The following is a 21,260-nucleotide window of genomic DNA, read 5'->3' as shown; positions in this document are numbered from 1 at the left end:
AGTTCGGCGGCCAGCTTCTGACTGTCGTTACCCAGGCGCGCGCCCAAATCGGCCTCCAGGGCGGTGACCGTGCTCCGTGTCAGTGCAACGGCGACCAGCACCTGCACCAGAAGAGCGATACCAAGCGCAACAAACACAGGCCGCAAGAGGCGGCTTCGTAACAGTGAAAGGATGGCAGACACGTTGTAACCCTCGTGTTTCTGGCGCCATTACTTTGATGGCATCTACAGAAACTTCTTACAGCAAGGGTTGTGCCTGAGGCAGCAGGTATAAACGCCAATGAGTAGAAGGGGGTAAGGCATTTGTGCAAAGCCACCCTTGCTCGCAAATGAAAACGCCGCGCTCCCTTGCGAGAGCGCGGCATTCAAGCAGCTACCGAAGTGGCCGATCAGGCGAACGGATGACGCAGCACGATGGTCTCGTTGCGGTCCGGGCCAGTCGAGATGATGTCGATCGGCGCGCCGACCAGTTCCTCGATGCGCTTGATGTAGTTGCGCGCGGCTTGCGGCAGCTCTTCCAGGGTTTTCACGCCCAAGGTCGACTCGCTCCAGCCCGGCATCTCTTCGTACACCGGCTCCAGGCCGATGTAACTGTCGGCATCGGACGGCGCGTCGATGACGGCACCGTTCTCGTTCTTGTAGCCAACGCAGATGTTGATGGTTTCCAGGCCGTCCAGCACGTCCAGCTTGGTCAGGCAGATGCCCGAGATGCTGTTGACATCGATGGCACGACGCAGGATGACGGCATCGAACCAGCCGCAACGACGGGCACGGCCGGTGGTCGAGCCGAACTCGTGGCCACGCTTGGCCAGGGTGGCACCGGTCTCATCGAACAGTTCGGTCGGGAACGGACCGGAACCGACGCGAGTGGTGTAGGCCTTGGTGATGCCCAGGATGTAGTCCAGGTACATCGGGCCAACGCCGGAACCGGTGGAGATGCCGCCGGCAGTGGTGTTGGAGCTGGTGACGTACGGGTAGGTACCGTGGTCGATGTCCAGCAGCGAGCCCTGGGCGCCTTCGAACATGATGTCCTTGCCGGCGCGGCGCAGGTTGTGCAGTTCGGCGGTGACGTCGAGCATCATCGGCTTGAGCTGCTCGGCGTAGGCCATGCACTCGTCCAGGGTCTGCTGGAAGTCGATGGCCGGTTCTTTGTAGTAGTTCACCAGCTGGAAGTTGTGGTAGTCCAGCAGCTCACCGAGCTTGGCGGCGAAACGCTCGCGGTGGAACAGGTCGCCCACGCGCAGGCCGCGACGGGCCACCTTGTCTTCGTAGGCTGGGCCAATGCCGCGACCGGTGGTGCCGATCTTGGCTTCGCCACGGGCCTTCTCACGGGCCTGGTCGAGGGCCACGTGGTAGGACAGGATCAGCGGGGCGGCCGGGCTGATGCGCAGGCGCTCGCGCACTGGCACGCCCTTCTCTTCCAGCTTGGTGATTTCACGCATCAGGGCGTCGGGAGCAACGACCACGCCGTTGCCGATCAGGCACTGCACGCCTTCACGCAGGATGCCCGAGGGAATCAGGTGCAGAACGGTCTTCTCACCGTTGATCACCAGGGTGTGGCCCGCGTTGTGGCCACCTTGGTAGCGCACTACGGCGGCAGCATGTTCGGTCAGCAGATCGACGATCTTGCCTTTGCCCTCATCACCCCACTGGGTGCCCAGGACGACGACATTCTTACCCATAACACTTGTCCTCATTCACGCAACTTGGTTGCCGGCCCACTGCCGGCGAAGAATCTCAATGGGTCAGCGGCAGAACCTGCCAGCGCCCGTCTTGCTGAATCAATTGCCGATCACAATCCGCTTCGAAGGCAGCACTCAACGGTTGGCCAGGCAGGGCCTGGACCACACGCTGGCCTTCGTTGCGCAACTGGCAGACTTGCTGCCAGAGGGCCGCATCGCTGCTGTCGGGCATCCAGATGCCACCAGCAGGCAATACGACCTCCGCTCGCCCCAGTGTGACCAGGGTCTTCAAATCCGTGGAGAATCCGGTGGCCGGGCGCGCCCGGCCGAAATCGGCGCCGATGTCGTCGTAGCGACCGCCCTGAGCGATCGACTGACCTTCGCCCGGCACGAACACCGCGAACACCACGCCGGTGTGATAGTTGTAGCCGCGCAGCTCGCCAAGGTCGAAGTACAGCGGCAAATCCGGGTAACGTGCCGCCAGGCGATCAGCGATCGCCAGCAGGTCGTCCAGCGCCGCCAGCACGCTGGCCGGGGCACGACCCAGGCGCACGCGGGCTTCGGCCAGCACTTCACGGCCGCCGCACAGCTCGACCAGGGCACGCAGCATGTTGCCCAGGTCCTTCGGCAGGTCGGCGGTGAGCGCCTGCACTTCGTCGACCGCCTTGCGCTGCAGGGCGTCGAACAGCTGCTGCTCCACATCACCGGACAGGTTGGCGGCACGGGCCAGGCCGCGGTAGATACCGACATGGCCAAGGTCCATGTGCACATCCGGCACATCGGTCAGCTGCAGCGTGGCGAGCATCAGGCTGATGACCTCGACATCGCTGGTAGGGCTCGCATCGCCGTACAGCTCGGCGCCCAGCTGGATCGGGCTGCGCGAGGTGGACAGGGCACGCGGTTGCGCGTGCAGCACGCTGCCGGCGTAGCACAGGCGGCTCGGGCCCTCACGGCGCAGGGTGTGGGCGTCGATGCGCGCCACCTGCGGGGTGAAGTCGGCACGGAAGCCCATCAGGCGGCCGGACTGCGGGTCGACGACCTTGAAGGTGCGCTGGTCCAGGTCCTGGCCGGCGCCGGTGAGCAGCGACTCCAGGTACTCGATATGCGGCGTGACGACCAGTTCGTAACCCCAACTCTGGAACAGGTCCAACACCTGACGCCGCGCGATCTCGATGCGCGCCGCCTCAGGTGGCAGTACTTCCTCGATGCCATCTGGCAGCAGCCAGCGGTCTACCGTTGCCATTACGCCATTTCCCCTCTGGTCCGGGCGGCCTGCCCGCAGGCGAGCCGTGAGTGAAGCAGGCATTGGCGCACAATAGCGGGCAGCACTGATCCCAGCGCAACCACCGTACCCAATACCCTCGAATTGCCTTGCGTCCTGACCAAACCGTCAACAAGCCATGGGCCGATCAACCTTGCAGACGCAAAAAAGCCGGGAATTTCCCGGCTGCCGCATCATACACCCCTTTTCATTCAGGATGCACCCCGCCTGGCATTTTAGCTGCCAGACGGGGCGCCCCGTCATGAGAGCAACCTCAGGGCTTGCTCTTGTCCAGGTAGCGGAAGAACTCGTTCTTCGGATCCAGGACCATCACGTCGCTCTTGCTGGAGAAGCTCTCGCGGTAGGCCTGCAGGCTACGGTAGAACGCGTAGAAATCGGCGTCCTGGGTGTAGGCCTTGGCATAGATGGCAGCCGCCTGGGCGTCACCATCACCACGGGTCTCTTCAGCTTCACGATACGCCTCGGCCAGCAGCACGCGGCGCTGACGGTCGGCGTCGGCACGAATACCTTCGGCCAGCTCGTTACCCTTGGCGCGGTGCTCGCGGGCCTCACGCTCACGCTCGGTGCTCATGCGGTCGAACACGCTGCGGTTGACTTCCTTCGGCAGGTCGATGGCCTTGACGCGAACGTCGACCACTTCGATACCCAGTTCCTTGCTGGCCATGCGGTTCAGCGAGGCGGTGATGTCGGCCATCAGCGCATCACGTTCACCGGACACCACTTCGTGCAGGGTGCGTTTACCGAACTGGTCACGCAGGCCGCTTTCCAGACGCCGCGACAGGCGCTCGTCGGCGATCTGCTTCATGCCCGAGGTCGCGGTGTAGAAGCGCTCGGCATCCTTGACCCGCCACTTGGCGTAGGCATCGACCATCACCGCTTTCTTCTCCAGCGTCAGGAAACGCTGGGTCGGGGCGTCGAGGGTCATCAGGCGGGCGTCGAACTTGCGCACCTGGTTCACGTACGGCACCTTCACGTGCAGGCCCGGCTGGACATCGGCCTTGACCACGCGACCGAACTGCAGCAATACCGCGCGCTCGGTCTGCGAGACGATGTAGAAGCAGTTCCAGGCGGCGATCGCCACGACCACGGCACCAATCAGGGCGAACAGCGATTTATTGCTCATCAGCGGCTCTCCCTGGAACGCAGCGGCGGTTGTTGTTGCAGGTCCTGCGCGGCGCGCGCGGCGGCGTCGTTGACCGACGGCGAAACGCTGCTGACCGGCGCCGACGCGCTGTTGCGGCTGCCTTCGACCATCTTGTCCAGTGGCAGGTAGAGCAGGTTGCTTTGCCCGTCCTTGGTGGCCACCATGACCTTGCTGGAGTTGCTGTACACCTCCTGCATGGTATCGATGTACAGACGCTGGCGAGTGACCTCCGGCGCCTTGCGGTACTCGACGACCATCTTGCTGAAGCGGTCGGCCTCACCCTTGGCGCGGGCAATGACTTCATCGCGGTAGCCATTGGCGTCCTCGATGATACGCTGCGCCTGGCCACGTGCCTCGGGCACCACGCCATTGGCGTAGGACTCGGCCTGGTTGCGCGCACGCTGCTCGTCTTCCCGGGCGCGGATCACGTCGTCGAAGGCTTCCTGCACTTCACGCGGGGCTGCCGCGCTCTGCACGTTGACCTGGGTGACGGTGATACCGGTGCGGTAGGTGTCGAGGAAACGCTGCAGACGCTCGCGGATATCCACGGCCATCTGCTCGCGGCCTTCGGTCAGCACCTGGTCCATCGAGGTGGAACCCACCACGTGGCGCAGGGCGCTGTCGGTGGCATGCTGCAGGCTGACTTCCGGCTGGTCGACGTTGAGCACGAAGTCCTGCAGGTTGCTGATGCGGTACTGCACGGTCAGCGGCACCTCGACGATGTTCTCGTCTTCGGTGAGCATCTGGCCCTGCTTGGTGTAGGCCCGCTCGCGAGTCACGTTTTCCATGTACTTGCGGTCGATCGGCGGGAAGTAGATGTTCAGGCCGGGACCGACGGTCTCGTAGTACTTGCCGAAGCGCAGCACCACGGCCTGCTCCTGCTCGTCCACCACGTACACGGCGTTGTACAGCCAGATGGCAGCCAGCACCGCCAGGCCAATGCCCAGCAGCCCATAGCCGCCACCCTTGCCGATATTGCGGTCGCCACTGCCACCGCGTTTCTTGCCACTGCCGAACATGCCGTTCAGGCTGTCCTGCAGCTTGCGGAAGGCCTCGTCGAGATCCGGTGGACCTTTCTTGTCGCCACCACCGCCACCGCCGTTACGGCGACCGCCCCAGGGATCCTGATTGTTCGAGTTGCCACCCGGCTCGTTCCAAGCCATAGCGCTCTCCATCTGATAAAGCAAAGACGCGCCCACGGCGCGCCGTCCAATGCTACAGAATGCCTGTCACCGCTGCCCGCCGACCTCGACGGGCATTTATTGCAAAGTGTGTTGCTCGACAAACACTTGCGGCTCCATGCCTTCGCGGCTGACCAGGCGATTCAACTCGACCCTGGGCAGTCGCACGCTCAGCAGGCTGCGCCCTTCTTCATCATGCTCTTCACTCTGCACGGCACCCAGGGCAAAGAATTGCGCGCGCAGGCGGGCAAACCGTTGCTCCAGGCACAGGGTTCCGACGTACAGATCGTCCCCCAGCAGCTCGGCAATCGCCTGGCCAACCAGCTCCAGGCCGCGTCCATCACGTGCCGATACCCAGACCCGCTGCGGCTTGCCATCGGCATCGCGTTGGATCTGCGGCTCGACATCTTCAAGCAGGTCGAGTTTGTTATAGACCTCGAGGATCGGCAAGCTCTCGGCCCCGATCTCGCCCAGCACCGCCAGCACCTGTTCGATCTGCTCCATGCGCTCGGGCTCATGGGCGTCGATCACGTGCAGCAGCAGGTCGGAGTTGCTCGACTCTTCGAGCGTAGCCCGAAATGCCTCGACCAGCTTGTGCGGCAGGTGGCGGATAAAGCCCACGGTGTCGGCCAGCACGATCGGCCCCAGGTCGGCCAGTTCGAGCCGGCGCAAGGTCGGGTCGAGGGTGGCGAACAACTGGTCCGCGGCATACACCTCGGATTGCGTCAGGGCGTTGAACAAGGTCGACTTGCCGGCGTTGGTGTAGCCCACCAGCGACACCGACGGGATGTCCGCGCGCTTGCGCCCGCGACGGGCCTGCTCGCGCTGACTGCGCACCTTCTCCAGGCGTGCCTTGATCTGACGCAGGCGCACCCGCAGCAGGCGGCGGTCGGTTTCCAGCTGGGTCTCGCCCGGGCCGCGCAGGCCGATACCGCCTTTCTGCCGCTCAAGGTGGGTCCAGCCGCGCACCAGCCGCGTGCTCATGTGCTCGAGCTGGGCCAGTTCGACCTGCAGCTTGCCTTCATGAGTGCGCGCCCGCTGGGCGAAGATGTCGAGAATCAGCCCGGTGCGGTCCAGCACGCGACACTCGAAGACGCGCTCGAGGTTGCGTTCCTGGCTGGGCGTAAGGGTGTGATTGAAAATCACCAGGTCGGCTTCGGCTGATTGGACCAGGTCGCGCAATTCGTCGACCTTGCCGCTGCCGATCAGAAACTTGGCGGTGGGCTGATGCCGCGCCACTGTTACCAGCGAGACGATATCGGCGCCGGCCGACAGCGCCAGCTCCTGAAACTCCTGCGGGTCTTCGCGCGCCTCAGGGTTCTGACCTTCCAAGTGAACGAGCAGCGCTCGCTCACCACCACCGTGGCGCTCAAAGAACAATGCAGGCTCCTATTTTTTTCAAGCGTTGCCTTGCTCGCTGTCGCCGTGATCGGCATCGGACGGGCTTGGCAGGCGAACCGGACGGGCAGGTACGACAGTCGAAATGGCGTGCTTGTAGACCATCTGGCTGACAGTGTTCTTCAGCAGCACAACAAACTGGTCGAAGGATTCGATCTGGCCCTGCAGCTTGATCCCGTTGACCAGATAGATCGAAACCGGGACTTTTTCTTTTCTCAAGGTGTTCAAGTAAGGGTCTTGTAGCGAATGCCCTTTTGACATATGCCGCACTCCTGTAAGGATCAATAGTAGAAAATCAAGAAAATCGATAAATTATGACGCCCGTCCGCAAGGATAGACGGCATTTGGCAGGGACTCAGCTCAATATGGAGACGGTCCCCAGGTATTTCAAGGTGCGGGACAGATTGTCGCAGGCCAGGCTATCCAGCCAGTGCACGCCTTCCCAACCGCGCAACCAGGTGAACTGCCGCTTGGCCAGCTGGCGTGTGGCGATGATACCGCGTTCACGCATCTCATTCTCAGTCAGCTTGCCGTCGAGATGATCCCAGACCTGTCGATAGCCCACTGCCCGTATAGACGGCAGTTCCGCGTGCAAGTCACTTCTGGCTCGCAGCGTTCGGACCTCGTCGACGAAGCCCTGTTCCAGCATCTGTGAAAATCGTAACGCAATTCGCTGATGCAAAATGTGACGATCTGTAGGAGCAATCGCCAAACTCGCGACAGTATAGGGCAAATGCCCGCCCGCGCCTGCGTCTGCAGCGCTACTTTCCGCGAATTGACGCTGGCGGTGGGCGGTCATGGTCTGACCGCTGACCCGATACACTTCGAGCGCACGGATCAACCGCTGCGGGTCATTCGGATGGATGCGCCCCGCCGATTCGGGATCCACCTCGGCCAATTGCCGGTGCAGCTCGCCCAGGCCCAGCGTGGCGGCCTGGGCCTCGAGTTCGGCGCGCACCGCCGGGTCAGCCTCCGGCATGTCGGCCAGGCCCTCGATCAGTGCCTTGTAATAGAGCATGGTGCCGCCGACCAGCAGCGGGATCTTGCCGCGCGCGGTGATCTCGGCCATGGCCTCGAGGGCATCGGTGCAGAACCGCTTGGCCGAGTAGCTTTCGGCGGGATCGAGGATGTCGATCAAGCGGTGCGGGTGGGCGGCCAGCACCTCCTTGGAGGGCTTCGCGGTGCCGATGTCCATGCCGCGATAGACCAGCGCCGAATCGACGCTGATCAGCTCGCAGGGCAGCACCTTGGTCAGCTCGATGGCAAGGTCGGTCTTGCCGGCTGCAGTCGGTCCCATGAGGAAGATCGCCGCGGGTTTCGCACTCATCTCATCGGCCCCGCAGGAACAGCTTGTCCAGGTCGTCCAAGCCCATCTGGGTCCAGGTCGGCCGGCCATGGTTGCACTGGCCGCTGCGCTCAGTGTTTTCCATGTCGCGCAGCAGCGCGTTCATCTCCGGGATGGCCAGGCGCCGGTTGGCGCGCACCGCGCCGTGGCAGGCCATGGTTCCGAGCAGTTCGTTCAGGTGCGCCTGGATCCGGTCGCTGGTGCCGTACTCCATAAGGTCGGCAAGCACATCCTGCACCAGACGGTTGGCCTCGGCCTGCTTGAGCAACGCCGGGATCTGGCGGATCGCCAGGGTTTCCGGGCCCAGGCGCTGCAGCTCGAAGCCCAGACGCTGGAACCACTGAGCGTGTTCCTCGGCACAATCGGCCTCGCGCTGGCTCAGCGCCAGCGACTCGGGCACCAGCAGCGGTTGGCCGCTCAGGCCTTCGCTGGCCATGGCCACCTTCAGACGCTCGTACATGATCCGCTCATGGGCGGCGTGCATGTCCACCAGCACCAGGCCGACAGCGTTTTCGGCGAGGATATAGATACCCTTGAGCTGTGCCAGGGCGTAGCCCAACGGCGGAATGTCGCCCTGGCTTTCCGGCAGCGCGCTCGACGTGGCGGCGGTGTTGTCCAGCGGCGCGTAGAACTCACGGTAGACCGCCTGGGCCTCGCCGACGCTGACCGGCTGCGCGGGGCGCGGGGTGTACTGATACTGATAGCCAGCGCCAGAACCGCCGGAGGAGAAGGCAGGGCGCGCCTCGCCCTGGGGCTGCTCGAGCACCGGCGAGGCCAGGCGCATCTCGCCCTGCGGGCCGAACTCGCCGGCCTGCAGACCACTCGGGCGAAGCATCTCGCTGGTCGCGGCAGGCGCGGCGAGCTGGTCTTCCGGGCGCACGTCGGCCAGGGCGCGGTGCAAGGTGCCATAAAGGAAGTCGTGGACCATGCGCCCTTCGCGGAAGCGCACTTCGTGCTTGGTCGGGTGCACGTTGACGTCCACTCCGGTCGGGTCGCACTCGAGGAACAGCACGAAGGTCGGGTGGCGGCCATTGAACAGCACGTCGCGATAGGCCTGGCGCACCGCGTGGGCGACCAGCTTGTCGCGCACGGCGCGGCCATTGACGAAGAAGTACTGCAGGTCGGCCTGGCTGCGCGAGAAGGTCGGCAAGCCGACCCAGCCCCACAGGCGCAGGCCATTGCGCTCGACATCGATCGGCAGCGCCTGCTCGAGGAAGCCCGGGCCGCAGATGGCGCCAACGCGCCGCGCCCGGGCCATCTCGTCGGCGGCTTCGTGCAGGCTGAAGATGGTCTTGCCGTTATGGCGCAGGTGGAAGCCGACGTCGAAGCGCGCCAGTGCCAGGCGCCGGATCACTTCCTGCAGGTGATCGAACTCGGTCTTCTCGGCCTTGAGGAACTTGCGCCGGGCCGGGGTATTGAAGAATAGGTCGCGCACTTCGACCGAGGTGCCGACCGGATGCGCGGCGGGCTGCACCCGAGGCGTCATCTCGCGCCCTTCGGTTTCCACCTGCCAGGCTTCGCTGGCGTCGACGGTGCGCGAGGTCAGGGTCAGGCGTGCCACCGAACTGATCGAGGCCAGGGCTTCTCCGCGAAAGCCGAGGCTGAGTACGCCTTCGAGGTCTTCCAGTTCGCGGATCTTGCTGGTGGCATGACGCGCCAGGGCCAGCGGCAGGTCATCCGGGGCGATGCCGCTGCCGTTGTCGCGCACCCGCAGCAGCTTCACGCCACCCTGCTCGACCTCGACCTCGATGCGCCGGGCACCGGAGTCGAGGCTGTTTTCCAGCAGTTCCTTGGCCACCGACGCGGGGCGCTCGACCACCTCGCCGGCGGCGATCTGGTTGGCCAGCCGCGGGCTGAGCAGCTGTATGCGCGAGCCGCCACTCATTGCTGGGACGCCAGGGCGGTGGTGGGGATGTCCAGGTGCTGGCCGACCTTCAGCTCGTCGGTTTTCAGGCTGTTGCTGCTGCGCAGGCTGGCAACGCTGACCTGGTAGCGCACCGCGATCATCGCCAGTGTCTCGCCGGGGCGCACGGTGTGCTCACGCGGCCCCTGGGCGATCTTGCCGCTGTCGCGCAGCCAGGCGATGTAGGTGCCCGGTGGCGGGTTCTGCTGGAAGAACTGGCGCACGCCGGTGTGGATCGAGCGCGCCAGCGCCTGCTGGTGGCTGCGGGTCGCCAGCTTGGCGGCCTCGTTGGCGTTGGAGATGAACCCGGTCTCGACCAGGATCGACGGAATGTCCGGCGATTTCAGCACCATGAACCCGGCCTGTTCCACACGCTGCTTGTGCAGCGGCGTGACCCGTCCCATGTTGCCCAGCACCTTCTGTCCAACGTTGAGGCTGGAGCTGAGGGTGGCGGTCATCGACAGGTCGAGCAGCACGCCGGCCAGCATGCGGTCCTTGTCGTCGAGGCTGACGTTGCCGGCACCGCCGATCAGGTCGGAACGGTTTTCCGTGTCGGCCAGCCAACGGGCGGTCTCGGAGGTGGCGCCACGGTCGGACAGGGCGAACACCGAGGCGCCAAACGCGGCCTTCGACGGCGCGGCGTCGGCGTGAATCGAAACGAACAGGTCGGCGCCCTTCTTGCGGGCGATCTCGGTGCGCTTGCGCAACGGGATGAAGTAGTCGCCGGTACGGGTCAGCTCGGCGCGGTAGCCCTTCTCGGCGTTGATCTGACGCTGCAGCTCCTTGGCGATATCCAGCACGATGTCTTTCTCGTGTTGGCCGCGCGAGCCGGACGCGCCAGGGTCTTCGCCACCGTGACCGGCGTCGATGGCGACCACGATGTCACGCTTGCCGCTCGGAGCTGGCGGCAGCTTGATCGCCGGTTGCGCCGGGGTGACCGGCACCGCTGGCGTCGTGGCCGGGGGCTGCGGCGTCGGTGGCGGGGTCGGGTTGCTGGCGGCGATGGCATCGGCCTCCTGATCGTACAGGTCGACCACCAGGCGGTTGCCGTACTGGGCGTTTGGCGCCAGGGTGAAGCTCTTGGGGGAGACGGCCTTTTTCAGGTCGACCACCACCCGCAGGTCGGTGGGCGTGCGCTGGGCCGAGCGCACGCTGGTGATCGGCGTATTCGAGGTGGAGACATTCAGCGGCGCACCCAGGGTGGCGCCGTTGATGTCGATCACCAGGCGATCAGGTGCGGTCAGGGTGAAGACGCTGTGCTGCACAGGCCCGGACAGGTCGAAGACCAGCCGCGTGTTGTCCGGAGCGCGCCACAGGCGCATGCTCTTGACTTGAGTGACGGCCAGCGCGTCAACGGTCACCGCGGTCAGCAGCAGCCCAACGACGGCGACCAGTGCGCGTATGCGCATACCTTTCCCCACTTACTGTTTGAATTCTTTGGCCAGAACGGCACACCAGGCTTCGCCGCGTGCCCCCTGCGGCGACAGGTTCAGCGAACGTCCGCCCGCTTGCGGGCTTATGGTAATGGTCAGGTCGGGCTTTGGCAAAACGCCCGCGCCTTTGTCGGGCCATTCGAACAGGCACAGCGCATCGCCCTCGAAATAGTCACGAATGCCCATGAACTCCAGTTCCTCCGGATCGACCAGGCGATAGAGGTCGAAATGGAAGGCGCGAATGTCGCCGATTTCGTAGGGTTCGACCACGGTGAATGTCGGACTTTTCACCGGACCTTCATGACCCAGGCCACGGATCAGGCCACGGGACAGCGTGGTCTTGCCGGCGCCCAGGTCACCTTCGAGAAAGATCACACCATGACCTTTGGTCACTTCGGCCAGCTTGGCGCCAAAGGCGACGGTGGCTGGCTCGTCGGCCAGAAACAGGGTTAAACCTGACACGCTGAATGCTCCTCCAATAACGCTCTAATGACCGGGACCAGATCGCTGGCCGCCAGCCCTCTACCTTTGACACCCAGGCGCTCGCCCGCGCAGGCATGCAACCATACCCCCAGGCACGCGGCCTGCCAGGCGTCCAGCCCCTGGGCCAACAACGCCGCCAACACGCCGGTAAGCACGTCGCCCAGCCCGGCACCGGCCATGGCCGGATGCCCTCGCCCGCACTGCGCCAACTGCCCCGCCGGATCGGCCACCAGCGTGCCCGCGCCCTTGAGCACGCAGACGCTGGCGTAACGCCGCGCCAGCTTGCGCGCGGCGCCCGGCCGGTCGGCCTGCACCGCCTCGGTGGAGATGCCCAGCAGCCGCGCAGCCTCGCCCGGGTGCGGGGTGAGGATGCTGCCGCTGGGCAACGCCAGTGGCGCAGCGGCCAGCAGGTTGAGAGCATCGGCGTCCCATACCTGCGGCAGATGCGCATGGGTCACCGCCGACAGCAGGCTGCGGCCCCAGGCCGCCTGGCCCAGCCCGGGGCCGACCACCAGCACCGTGGCCCGTGCGAGCGGGCCGAGCAACTGGTTGGCCGAGCTCACGCCCTGCCACATCACCTCCGGCAGGCGGGCCAGCCCGGCGGCGACGTGCTCGGCACGGGTCGCCACGCTGACCAGGCCGGCGCCGCAACGCAGTGCCGCCTCGCTGCTGAGCAAGACCGCGCCGCCGGTGCCCAGGTCACCGCCGATCACCAGCACATGGCCGAAATCGCCCTTGTGGGCATCGGCGGCACGGGGTGGCAGCCCGGCCAAGGTCAGGCTGCTCAGCAACAATGGGGGGTGTTTGGTCTGAGGCATGGGGTCAAAGGCTCCGATGTCTGGCAGAATTATACGCACCTGTGCCTGTAATGCCTTATCCATCCATGCCCGCCACGACTCCAGACATCGCCACACTGGCCCAATCGATCAAGGATTGGGGCCGCGAACTCGGTTTTGCCCATGTCGGCATCGCCGGCGTCGATCTTGGCGAGCACGAACAGCACCTGCAGCGCTGGCTGGCCGCTGGCTACAACGGCGAAATGGAGTACATGGGCGACCATGGCCACAAGCGCTCGCGCCCGGCCGAGCTGATCCCCGGCACGCTACGGGTGATTTCGCTGCGCATGGACTACCTGCCCGGCGACACGCAGATGGCCAAGCGCCTGGCGGAGCCGGAAAAGGCCTATATCTCGCGCTACGCCTTGGGCCGCGATTATCACAAGCTGGTGCGCAAGCGCGTGCAGCACTTCGCCGACCGCATCCAGGCGGCCATCGGTCCCTTTGGCTACCGCGCCTTCGTCGACAGCGCCCCGGTGCTGGAAAAGGCCCTGGCGCAGGAAGCCGGCCTGGGCTGGATCGGCAAGAACACCCTGCTGCTGAACCGCAAGGCTGGCAGCTATTTCTTCCTGGCCGAGCTGTTCGTCGACCTCCCGCTGCCGATCGACGGCGTGCAGGGCAGCGATCATTGCGGGCGCTGCCAGGCGTGCCTGGACATCTGCCCGACCCAGGCATTCGTCGGGGCCTACCAGCTTGATGCCCGACGCTGCATCTCCTATCTGACCATCGAATTACGCGGTGCCATTCCACTGGAACTGCGCCCACTGATCGGTAACCGGGTGTTCGGCTGCGACGATTGCCAGATCGTCTGCCCTTGGAACCGTTTCGCCAAGACCACGACCGAAGACGACTTCATGCCCCGCCGGGGGCTGGACAATATCGAGCTGGCCGAGCTGTTCCTGTGGGATGAAAAGCGTTTTCTCGGTTGCACCGAGGGCTCGCCCTTGCGGCGGGCGGGGTATGAGCGGTTTTTGCGTAACCTAGCGGTGGGACTGGGGAATGCGCCATCGACCATTCCCGTGCTGGAGGCGCTCAACGCGCGGCGGGATGATCCTTCGGAGCTGGTACGCGAGCACGTGGAGTGGGCGCTGGCTCGCCACGACGCCCTTTGACGCCTGCCGGCCTTGGCGATCAGAAGATTAACCCCTGCAGCCCACTAGCGACAGCTGCGCCAGTCCAGGCGCCGCCCGTAACTTCGCGACTTCAGGAGGCCGAACGGAGGTCTTGCGGAGGGAGGTGACGGGCATGGATGCCCGTCAAGCGCTGCGCCCCAGGATGGGGCGTACAGCGCGGTCCTCCCGGGAGCAAGGCCGGAGTGAGGGAACCCGGAGCGAAGCGGAGGGCCGGATGAATGGAGCGAGGATTTTTTGGTTCCTTTTTGATCCTTCAAAAAGGAACTCGCCGTAAGGGCGAAAAGGTGACTATGCGTCGACATCGCAAACGAATGCACTTACAACCATTAAAACCAGCGCCGACCGACTTTGACTTTGACTTTGACTTTGACTTTGACTTTTAGAGCATGTGTTTTGAAAGCTATATGCGCATTCATTCGCGATGGTGACGCGAAGTCACCTTTCCGCCCTTACGGCGGGTAACTTTTTGAAGGATCAAAAAGTCACCAAAAAATCCTCGCTCCATTCATCCGGCCCCTACGCTTCGCTCCGGGGTTCCCTCGCTCCGTTCTTGCTCCCGGGAGGACCGCGCTGAACGCCCCATCCTGGGGCGCAGCGCTTGACGGGCATCCATGCCCGTCACCTCCCTCCGCAAGAACTCCGCTCGGCCTCCTGAAGTCGCAATTGGCGTTGCCTGAACTATCGCGCGCTTAGAAGCAAGATCAAGATCAAGATCAAGATCAAGATCAAGATCAACAGACATGAACCAACTATTGGACCACTGGCAGTGTAGCTAAGTTATAGGCTCTCGGCGGCTAGCCGTCTCCCACAGGGATAACTGAACCCCTCAAAGCGCAGCGCTAGTTTACTGTTGATCGTTGTAATGAAACTTCGGCATCTCCCAATGAAACCGAATCGCCAACAAACGCACCAGAAAACCACCAAACAATGTCAGCAACATGGCCTGCTCCGCCGGTACCTTGAAGTAAACACACCCCAGGTAGAACCAAGCCGCCGCGAACGACACACTGGCATAGAGCTCACGCCGAAACACCAGCGGAATATCGTTGCAGAAGATATCCCGCAGGATGCCGCCAAACACCCCGGTAATCACCCCGCTGATCGAAGCAACCAGGAACCCCTGCCCCATCTCCAGCGCGGTCATGCAGCCGATCAGGGTAAACGCCACCAACCCCAGCGCGTCGAGCACCAGGAACAGCGACCGCAGGTGACGCATCAAGGGCGCGATGAAAATCGTCAGCAGCGCCGCGAAGCTGGTCAGCACCAGGTACTCCGGGTGCTTCACCCAGGTCAGCGGGTAGTGCCCAAGCAGCACGTCACGCACCGAGCCACCACCGAGCGCGGTGACGCAGGCGATCAGCACCACGCCGAACCAGTCCATGCCGCGGCGGCCGGCGGACAGGGCGCCGGTCATGGCTTCGGCGGTGATCGCGATGAGGTAGAGCATCAGCAACATGGTGCAGGTCCGTGCGGGAAAGGCGCGCAGTCTACCCAGTCGCGCGGGGCACCAAAAGGGGGCGCGCCGACGATCGTCGGCGCACGACAAGGTCAGACCTTGATGAAGTGCTCGCGATAGTGGCGCAGCTCGCCAATCGACTCGCGAATATCGTCCAGCGCCAGGTGGGTGCTGCCCTTCTTGAAGCTGTCACGCACTTCCGGCGCCCAGCGCGCGGCCAGCTCCTTGAGCGTGGACACATCGAGGTTGCGATAGTGGAAGTAGTTTTCCAACTCGCGCATGTGGCGATACAGGAAACGACGGTCCTGGCAGATACTGTTGCCACAGATCGGCGACTTGCCCTTCGGCACCCACTGTTCGAGGAAAGCGATGGTCTGCGCCTCGGCCTCGGCCATGCTCACCTTGCTCTCCCGCACGCGCTGGGTCAGGCCCGAGGCGCCGTGGGTGCGGGTGTTCCACTCGTCCATGCGCGCCAACACCTCATCACTGTGGTGAATGGCGATCACCGGGCCTTCGGCCAGGGTGTTCAGCTCGCTGTCGGTGACGATGGTGGCCATCTCGATGATGACGTCGTTGTCCGGATCCAGGCCGGTCATCTCCAGATCGATCCAGATCAGATTCTGTGGGTTCTGCATGAAAAGGCTCCTCGAATAGCCCGTCATATTAGCCTAGCGGGGCGGCTCGTGGGCGTGCCGTGCTAAACTGCCCGCCGTTTTCTTTCTGCCCCGCCGACACGGAACCCTCATGGCCAAACGCCAGCTCAATCGCCGCCAGAACTGGCGCATCGAAAAGATCCAGGGCGAGCGCGCCGCCCGCGCCGCCAAACGCGAGCAGCACGTGCTGCAGGAACTGGAGGGTGGCGATCTAGGGCCGGAACAACTGGGCCTGGTGATCGCCCACTTCGGTGTGCAGGTCGAGGTCGAGGCCCAGGACGGCGAGGCCGCCGGCCAGGTCTTCCGTTGCCACCTGCGGGCCAATCTGCCGGCGCTGGTCACCGGCGACCGTGTGGTCTGGCGCGCGGGCAACCAGGGCATCGGCGTGATCGTCGCGCAGATGCCGCGCAGCACCGAGCTCTGCCGGCCAAACAATCATGGCCAGCTCAAGCCGGTGGCAGCCAACGTCGACCTGATCGTCATTGTCTTCGCCCCTGCGCCCGAACCGCACCCCAACCTGATCGACCGGTACCTGGTCGCCGCCGAGCATGCCGGCATCCACCCACTGCTACTGCTGAACAAGGCCGACCTGATCAACGACGAGAACGCCCCGACTCTCAATGCCATGCTCGAGGTCTACCGCGGCCTGGGCTACCCGCTGCTGGAAGTCTCGGCGCACCAGGGCGATGGCATGCAGCGCTTGCAGCAGACGCTCGATGGTCATATCAGCGTGTTCGTCGGACAGTCGGGCGTGGGCAAGTCCTCGCTGGTCAACAGCCTGCTGCCTGATGCAGGCACCCGTGTCGGCGACCTATCGGAATGGTCCGGCCAGGGCACTCACACCACTACCACCGCGCGCCTCTACCACTTCCCCAATGGCGGTGACCTGATCGACTCGCCGGGCATCCGCGAATTCGGCCTGGGCCATGTCAGCCGTGATGATGTCGAGGATGGATTCATCGAATTCCGCGAACTGATCGGCAACTGCCGCTTCCGCGACTGCAAGCATGACCGCGAGCCTGGCTGTGCGCTGCTCAAGGCCCTGGAAGACGGCAGCGTCACGCAACAGCGAATGAACAGCTACCGCTCGATCATCGCCAGTTTGCCGGAAGACACCTATTGAAGTGACGGCAAGCACGCCAGCATCGTAGGAAATTTTACCGGAGCAGGTAGGACCGCTCCGGTTTCGCGGTCTCCTATTGTCCCTCCCACGGTTTTCCCTGATGGTCATGACTTTGTCGTCGGCATTGATCAGGGAGGGCAGCACAGATGCCGGTATTCATCAGTTACCACCAGAACGAACGGCTCGATGCCTTCATCTTGAACGAGCGCCTGCTACTAGAAGGCATTCCCACCCAACTCGTCCCCTTCGACAGTGAAGGACAGACCCACGACGACCTGCATGGCAGCTTTTGCCAACACATGGCCGATGCCACTCACTGGATCGGAGTGCTCTGCGAGGCCTATACCGAAGACTTGTGGACGGCCTGGTTACTGGGCGCAGCGGCCATGGCGGATCGCCGGGTGACTTTCTACCATCCTGACTCGACTGAACTGCCGCAGAGCCTGCGCAAGTGGCCAGTAATGCGGGAACGAGCGCATATAGACCTGTTCGTGCGCGCCTATCATGACGAGCAGACCTTTGGCCGGGCCATGGCTTCACCGGCCGGGGACGGCGTAGTGTCGGACAGGGACAATGCAGATTTCTTCCATGCCGATCTCAAGGCCAAGATCAGGCGGGGGTTCTGAATGCATCGGGGCCGCAAAGCGGCCCCTGTCAATTACTGGTCTTTGGCCTCATCCATCTTCAACACGCCATCCTCGAAGATGTTCAGCTTCTGGCGCAGCTCGCGCGGCTGCATCGGCGTATCGCCCGGTGTCGCGTCCGCACCTGGCGCAACGCCCGCAGGCGGTGCTTCAGCGGCAGGTGGCGCTGCGTCCGGCTTGCCCTGCTCACCTTCGATATCGCGTTGCGCCTTCTTGGTCAGGACGATGATGTCGATACGGCGGTTGACCGGGTTAAACGGGTTGGCACGGTCGAACAGCGACGACGATGCATAACCGACCACACGGGCCACTTGCTCGTCCGGATAGCCACCGGCGACCAATGCACGACGCGCCGCGTTGGCGCGGTTGGCCGAAAGCTCCCAGTTACCGAAATCGCCGGTACCGGAATACGGCTTGGCATCGGTATGGCCACTGATGCTGATCTTGTTCGGGACCGCCTTGATGGTGTCGGCCATGGCCAACAGAATATCTTCGAAATAGGGCTGCAGTCGTGCACTCCCCAGGTCAAACATTGGCCGGTTCTCGGCATCCATGATCTGGATGCGCAGACCGTCCTGGGTGATCTCGAACAGGATCTGGTCCTTGAACTTCTGCAGTTGCGGGTTTTCCTCGACCTTGTTCTGCAACTCCTGCAGCAAGAGCTCGAGGCGCTCGCGCTCGACCTGCTCGGCCATGGTCTCGACCTTGTCCTTGTCCAGCTGCAGGCTGGTGTCGGGCGTCGGTTCGGACTTCACTTCCGGGTTGATGGTCTTTTCCGGCGCCAGTTGCGGCGAACCGCCCAGGTCGATGATGTAGGGCGTGCCGCTCTCGGAGAAGCCGATCGGATCCTTGAAGTAGCCGGCGATGGCGATCTTCTGCTCGGGCGTGGCCGTCGACAGCAGCCAGAGCACCAGGAAGAACGCCATCATCGCCGTGGCGAAGTCGGCGAAGGCGATTTTCCAGGCGCCGCCGTGATGGCCGTCGCCAAAGCGCTTGACGCGCTTGACGATGATGGGCTGATTGTTCTCCATGGCTTAGCGACCGCGTACCGCTTGTTCCAGCTCGGCGAAGCTCGGGCGGTGCGCCGGGTACAGCACCTTGCGACCGAACTCGACCGCCAGCGACGGCGGCATGCCGGAGGCCGAGGCCACCAGCGAGGCCTTGATCGCCTCGTAGACGTTCAGTTCCTCTTTCGCATCGTGGCGCAGGGCGTTGGCCAGCGGGCCGAAGAAGCCGTAGGCAGCGAGAATACCGAAGAAGGTACCGACCAGTGCCGCGCCCACGTGCAGGCCGATGGACTTCTGGTCGCCATCGCCCAACGAGGCCATGGTCACCACGATACCCAGTACCGCCGCGACGATACCGAAGCCGGGCATGCCGTCGGCGATGCCGGTCACCGCGTGGGACGGGTGCTCCAGCTCTTCCTTCATGCTCAGCAGCTCCATGTCGAACAGGCCTTCGAGCTCATGGGGCGCCATGTTGCCTGTGGACATGATCCGCAGGTAGTCGCAGATGAACGCGGTCATGCGCTCATCGCCCAGCACGGCCGGGTACTTGGCAAAGATCGGGCTGGCCGCGGCGTCCTCGATGTCCCCCTCGATGGCCATCATGCCTTCACGACGGCTCTTGTTGAGGATCTCGTACACCAGGCCCAGCACTTCGAGGTAGAAGGTGTGGGTGAAGCGGGTGCCGAACATCTTCAGCGACTTCTTGATTACATGCATGGTCATGTAACCAGGGTTGGCCTGGAGGAACGCACCAAAGGCCGCGCCGCCGATGATCAGCACTTCGAACGGCTGGATCAGTGCCGCGATCTTGCCGTGGGAAAGCACGTAGCCGCCGAGCACGCTCGCGAATACGACGATGATGCCGATAATTTTAGCCATAAGTTGGAAGCACTTGCTGTCGTGGTCAGGGTAGGGAACGGAAGCTTGAAAACTCTTCTTCTACTTATCGGCAGAACTGCGCCAGACTATAGCCACTCATTGCGAAAAGCCAGTTCGGACTGATGTCAATATGCCAATTGAAACCAAGGTGCCAAGTCAGGTTCCGTCGACTCTAGAGGCCTGGGTAAAGCTGCTCGACGGGATTCGAGTACCCGTGCCGAAAGACAGCCACGACCGCGTTCTACAGGCCATCAACGACAGCCGCCGCTCCCTGCGCGACATCGCCGAACTGATGCAGGACAGCCCCGCGTTGGTGCTCTGCGTGCTGCGCGAGGCCAACCACCCGGCCAACGCCAGCCTGGCGGAGCCTGCCGAAAGCCTGGAAATCGCCCTTAATCGGCTGGGGCTGGCCCGCACCAGCCAGTTGCTGGCGCGGCTGCCGTCGATACCGGCCGACGAGATCCCGCCGGTGCTGCGCCAGTTCCTGTTGATCAGCCAACACGCCACCCAACAGGCCAACGGCCTGTTCGCCAGCCGGCTGGCGCGGCTGTGGCAGGAAATCCACTGGGGCAGCCTGCTGTTCCTCTCGCCGCTGTGGCCGCTGGCCCTGGCCTACCCCAAATTGCTGGATAACTGGGAACTGCGGGTCATCCACAAGAGCGAGGACGCCGCCGAGGTCGAACGGGAACTGTTCGGCGTGCGCCTCATGCAACTATGCCAGGCCATGGCCGAGCATTGGCGCCTGCCCGAGTGGGTGACCCAGGGCTATCGCCTGCTGATGGACGAGCGCGAGCAACTGGCTCAGGTGCTGAACATCGCCCGCGAACAGGACCCGCTGGTCCAGCAGCAGCGCCTGGACGACGAGCCAGCGCTGCGTCGCTGGTTCAACCAGCCACCCAACACCGTGCTGCTGGCCAACGGCCTCGCCCTGGCCGCCCAGGTAGGCTGGGACAACCCGCACCTGCTGCGCTGGCAACTGCTCACCGCGCTATACCTGCAGACCACCCTGGACGATGTCCAACAGCAGGTTCACCAACAAGCCGCGGCCAGTGCCCGTCATCACGCCCGTGATGCGCTGTTCCACCCGGCCGAGGCGCTGATCTGGCCCTGGCACCAGCGCAGACCGCACCCGGACATGCTTACTCCGCCGCCACCCAGCACCGAGGATCTTGGCCGCTGGCGCGCGCTGTGCCAGGAACTGTTGGCCCAGCCCAGCCCGTTCAGCAATGCCGTGCACCTGGCCACCCAGGCCCGCGACGCCCTGCTGGCCTGCGGCATGCAACGCATCATGCTGCTGAGCCTGGACAAGACCACCGATTACCTGCGCGTGCAGCAGACCGCCGGCCTGCCACGCGAGGCCGCCGCCATGGCGCTGCCCGTCGTGCAGAACAAATTGTTGCAAAAGTTGATGGCAAAAGCCGGGCAACTACGCCTGACACCCGAAAACCATGCCCAGTTCAGTACCCTGCTGCCGGCACCGCTGCGCGCTTTCTTCCGCGGCGAGCACTTGCTGCTGCGCTCGCTGGCGGTGGGCGACCAGGTACTGATGCTGGCGGTGGCCGACCAGGACGGCAAGCCGCTGGCCGACGTCAGCGTGCAGGCGTTCGGCAAGACCGCGCAATGCGTGGAGCGCGCCCTGGCCGTGTTTGCCACCCGCAATGCCTGACCCTTGCGCTACA

Annotated in this window: 19 protein-coding genes; 4 read left to right on the top strand and 15 right to left on the bottom strand. The window is 64.0% G+C overall.

Features of this window, described 5'->3' with window-relative positions; translation table 11 throughout:
* Positions 1 to 388: 388 nt before the first annotated feature.
* The 11 genes from K5H97_RS03010 to K5H97_RS02960 all read right to left on the bottom strand — a co-directional run bounded on the left by K5H97_RS03010 (position 389) and on the right by K5H97_RS02960 (position 12,668).
* Positions 389 to 1,681: an adenylosuccinate synthase gene (locus tag K5H97_RS03010; RefSeq protein ID WP_028688256.1), complete on the bottom strand. Its 1,293-nt coding sequence runs from the start codon at positions 1,679 to 1,681 to the stop codon at positions 389 to 391.
* A 55-nt stretch (positions 1,682 to 1,736) separates the two neighbouring features.
* Positions 1,737 to 2,924 (bottom strand): ATP phosphoribosyltransferase regulatory subunit, encoded by a 1,188-nt coding sequence (locus K5H97_RS03005; protein WP_028688257.1) that lies wholly within the window; start codon positions 2,922 to 2,924, stop codon positions 1,737 to 1,739.
* A 292-nt stretch (positions 2,925 to 3,216) separates the two neighbouring features.
* Positions 3,217 to 4,086, bottom strand: coding sequence for a protease modulator HflC (hflC, locus tag K5H97_RS03000; RefSeq protein WP_028688258.1), 870 nt, complete (start codon positions 4,084 to 4,086; stop codon positions 3,217 to 3,219).
* Positions 4,086 to 5,270 carry an FtsH protease activity modulator HflK gene (gene hflK / locus K5H97_RS02995; RefSeq protein ID WP_028688259.1) on the bottom strand — a complete coding sequence of 395 codons (1,185 nt, stop codon included), beginning with the start codon at positions 5,268 to 5,270 and terminating at the stop codon, positions 4,086 to 4,088. Before hflK ends, hflC begins: the two co-directional genes overlap by 1 nt.
* Before the next feature lie 96 nt (positions 5,271 to 5,366).
* Positions 5,367 to 6,668, bottom strand: coding sequence for a ribosome rescue GTPase HflX (gene hflX / locus K5H97_RS02990; RefSeq protein WP_028688260.1), 1,302 nt, complete (start codon positions 6,666 to 6,668; stop codon positions 5,367 to 5,369).
* Positions 6,669 to 6,686: 18 nt separating this feature from the next.
* Complete coding sequence (gene hfq, locus K5H97_RS02985) at positions 6,687 to 6,947, bottom strand: RNA chaperone Hfq (RefSeq protein ID WP_028688261.1); 261 nt, start codon at positions 6,945 to 6,947, stop codon at positions 6,687 to 6,689.
* Between the two features lie 94 nt (positions 6,948 to 7,041).
* The gene (gene miaA, locus K5H97_RS02980) at positions 7,042 to 8,013 is read right to left on the bottom strand and encodes a tRNA (adenosine(37)-N6)-dimethylallyltransferase MiaA (protein ID WP_028688262.1); all 972 of its coding nucleotides are present in this window, start codon (positions 8,011 to 8,013) and stop codon (positions 7,042 to 7,044) included.
* Between the two features lies 1 nt (position 8,014).
* Positions 8,015 to 9,916, bottom strand: coding sequence for a DNA mismatch repair endonuclease MutL (gene mutL, locus K5H97_RS02975; protein ID WP_028688263.1), 1,902 nt, complete (start codon positions 9,914 to 9,916; stop codon positions 8,015 to 8,017).
* Positions 9,913 to 11,343, bottom strand: a complete 1,431-nt coding sequence (locus K5H97_RS02970; protein WP_028688264.1) for an N-acetylmuramoyl-L-alanine amidase — start codon at positions 11,341 to 11,343, stop codon at positions 9,913 to 9,915. Before K5H97_RS02970 ends, mutL begins: the two co-directional genes overlap by 4 nt.
* 12 nt (positions 11,344 to 11,355) lie before the next feature.
* Positions 11,356 to 11,808 carry a tRNA (adenosine(37)-N6)-threonylcarbamoyltransferase complex ATPase subunit type 1 TsaE gene (tsaE, locus tag K5H97_RS02965; protein ID WP_371349750.1) on the bottom strand — a complete coding sequence of 151 codons (453 nt, stop codon included), beginning with the start codon at positions 11,806 to 11,808 and terminating at the stop codon, positions 11,356 to 11,358.
* Between the two features lie 8 nt (positions 11,809 to 11,816).
* Positions 11,817 to 12,668 (bottom strand): NAD(P)H-hydrate dehydratase, encoded by an 852-nt coding sequence (locus K5H97_RS02960; RefSeq protein WP_028688266.1) that lies wholly within the window; start codon positions 12,666 to 12,668, stop codon positions 11,817 to 11,819.
* Positions 12,669 to 12,733: 65 nt separating this feature from the next.
* Between K5H97_RS02960 and queG the strand changes: the two genes are divergently transcribed.
* Positions 12,734 to 13,798, top strand: coding sequence for a tRNA epoxyqueuosine(34) reductase QueG (gene queG / locus K5H97_RS02955; protein WP_062360844.1), 1,065 nt, complete (start codon positions 12,734 to 12,736; stop codon positions 13,796 to 13,798).
* Between the two features lie 865 nt (positions 13,799 to 14,663).
* Here the strand turns inward: queG and K5H97_RS02950 are convergent.
* Together K5H97_RS02950 and orn are read right to left on the bottom strand one after the other, a co-directional pair.
* Positions 14,664 to 15,275, bottom strand: a complete 612-nt coding sequence (locus K5H97_RS02950) for a trimeric intracellular cation channel family protein (RefSeq protein WP_023630647.1) — start codon at positions 15,273 to 15,275, stop codon at positions 14,664 to 14,666.
* A 92-nt stretch (positions 15,276 to 15,367) separates the two neighbouring features.
* Positions 15,368 to 15,910, bottom strand: coding sequence for an oligoribonuclease (orn, locus tag K5H97_RS02945; RefSeq protein ID WP_028688268.1), 543 nt, complete (start codon positions 15,908 to 15,910; stop codon positions 15,368 to 15,370).
* Positions 15,911 to 16,019: 109 nt separating this feature from the next.
* Between orn and rsgA the strand changes: the two genes are divergently transcribed.
* Both rsgA and K5H97_RS02935 read left to right on the top strand, forming a co-directional pair.
* Positions 16,020 to 17,051, top strand: a complete 1,032-nt coding sequence (rsgA, locus tag K5H97_RS02940; RefSeq protein ID WP_028688269.1) for a small ribosomal subunit biogenesis GTPase RsgA — start codon at positions 16,020 to 16,022, stop codon at positions 17,049 to 17,051.
* A 146-nt stretch (positions 17,052 to 17,197) separates the two neighbouring features.
* Positions 17,198 to 17,677: a molecular chaperone Tir gene (locus K5H97_RS02935; RefSeq protein WP_028688270.1), complete on the top strand. Its 480-nt coding sequence runs from the start codon at positions 17,198 to 17,200 to the stop codon at positions 17,675 to 17,677.
* Positions 17,678 to 17,709: 32 nt separating this feature from the next.
* On the opposite strand, the gene motB is transcribed toward K5H97_RS02935, so the two are convergent.
* Both motB and motA read right to left on the bottom strand, forming a co-directional pair.
* Complete coding sequence (gene motB / locus K5H97_RS02930) at positions 17,710 to 18,726, bottom strand: flagellar motor protein MotB (RefSeq protein ID WP_028688271.1); 1,017 nt, start codon at positions 18,724 to 18,726, stop codon at positions 17,710 to 17,712.
* Positions 18,727 to 18,729: 3 nt separating this feature from the next.
* Entirely contained in the window at positions 18,730 to 19,581 is an 852-nt protein-coding gene (gene motA, locus K5H97_RS02925) for a flagellar motor stator protein MotA (RefSeq protein ID WP_023630652.1), read from the bottom strand.
* Between the two features lie 130 nt (positions 19,582 to 19,711).
* Between motA and K5H97_RS02920 the strand changes: the two genes are divergently transcribed.
* On the top strand, positions 19,712 to 21,247 hold the full coding sequence (locus K5H97_RS02920; RefSeq protein WP_028688272.1) for an HDOD domain-containing protein: 1,536 nt from the start codon (positions 19,712 to 19,714) through the stop codon (positions 21,245 to 21,247).
* The last annotated feature ends 13 nt before the right edge of the window (positions 21,248 to 21,260 follow it).

The sequence above is a fragment of the Pseudomonas mosselii genome, assembly GCF_019823065.1.
Classification (GTDB): domain Bacteria; phylum Pseudomonadota; class Gammaproteobacteria; order Pseudomonadales; family Pseudomonadaceae; genus Aquipseudomonas; species Aquipseudomonas mosselii.
This window is presented reverse-complemented; position numbering and strand designations above follow the sequence as displayed.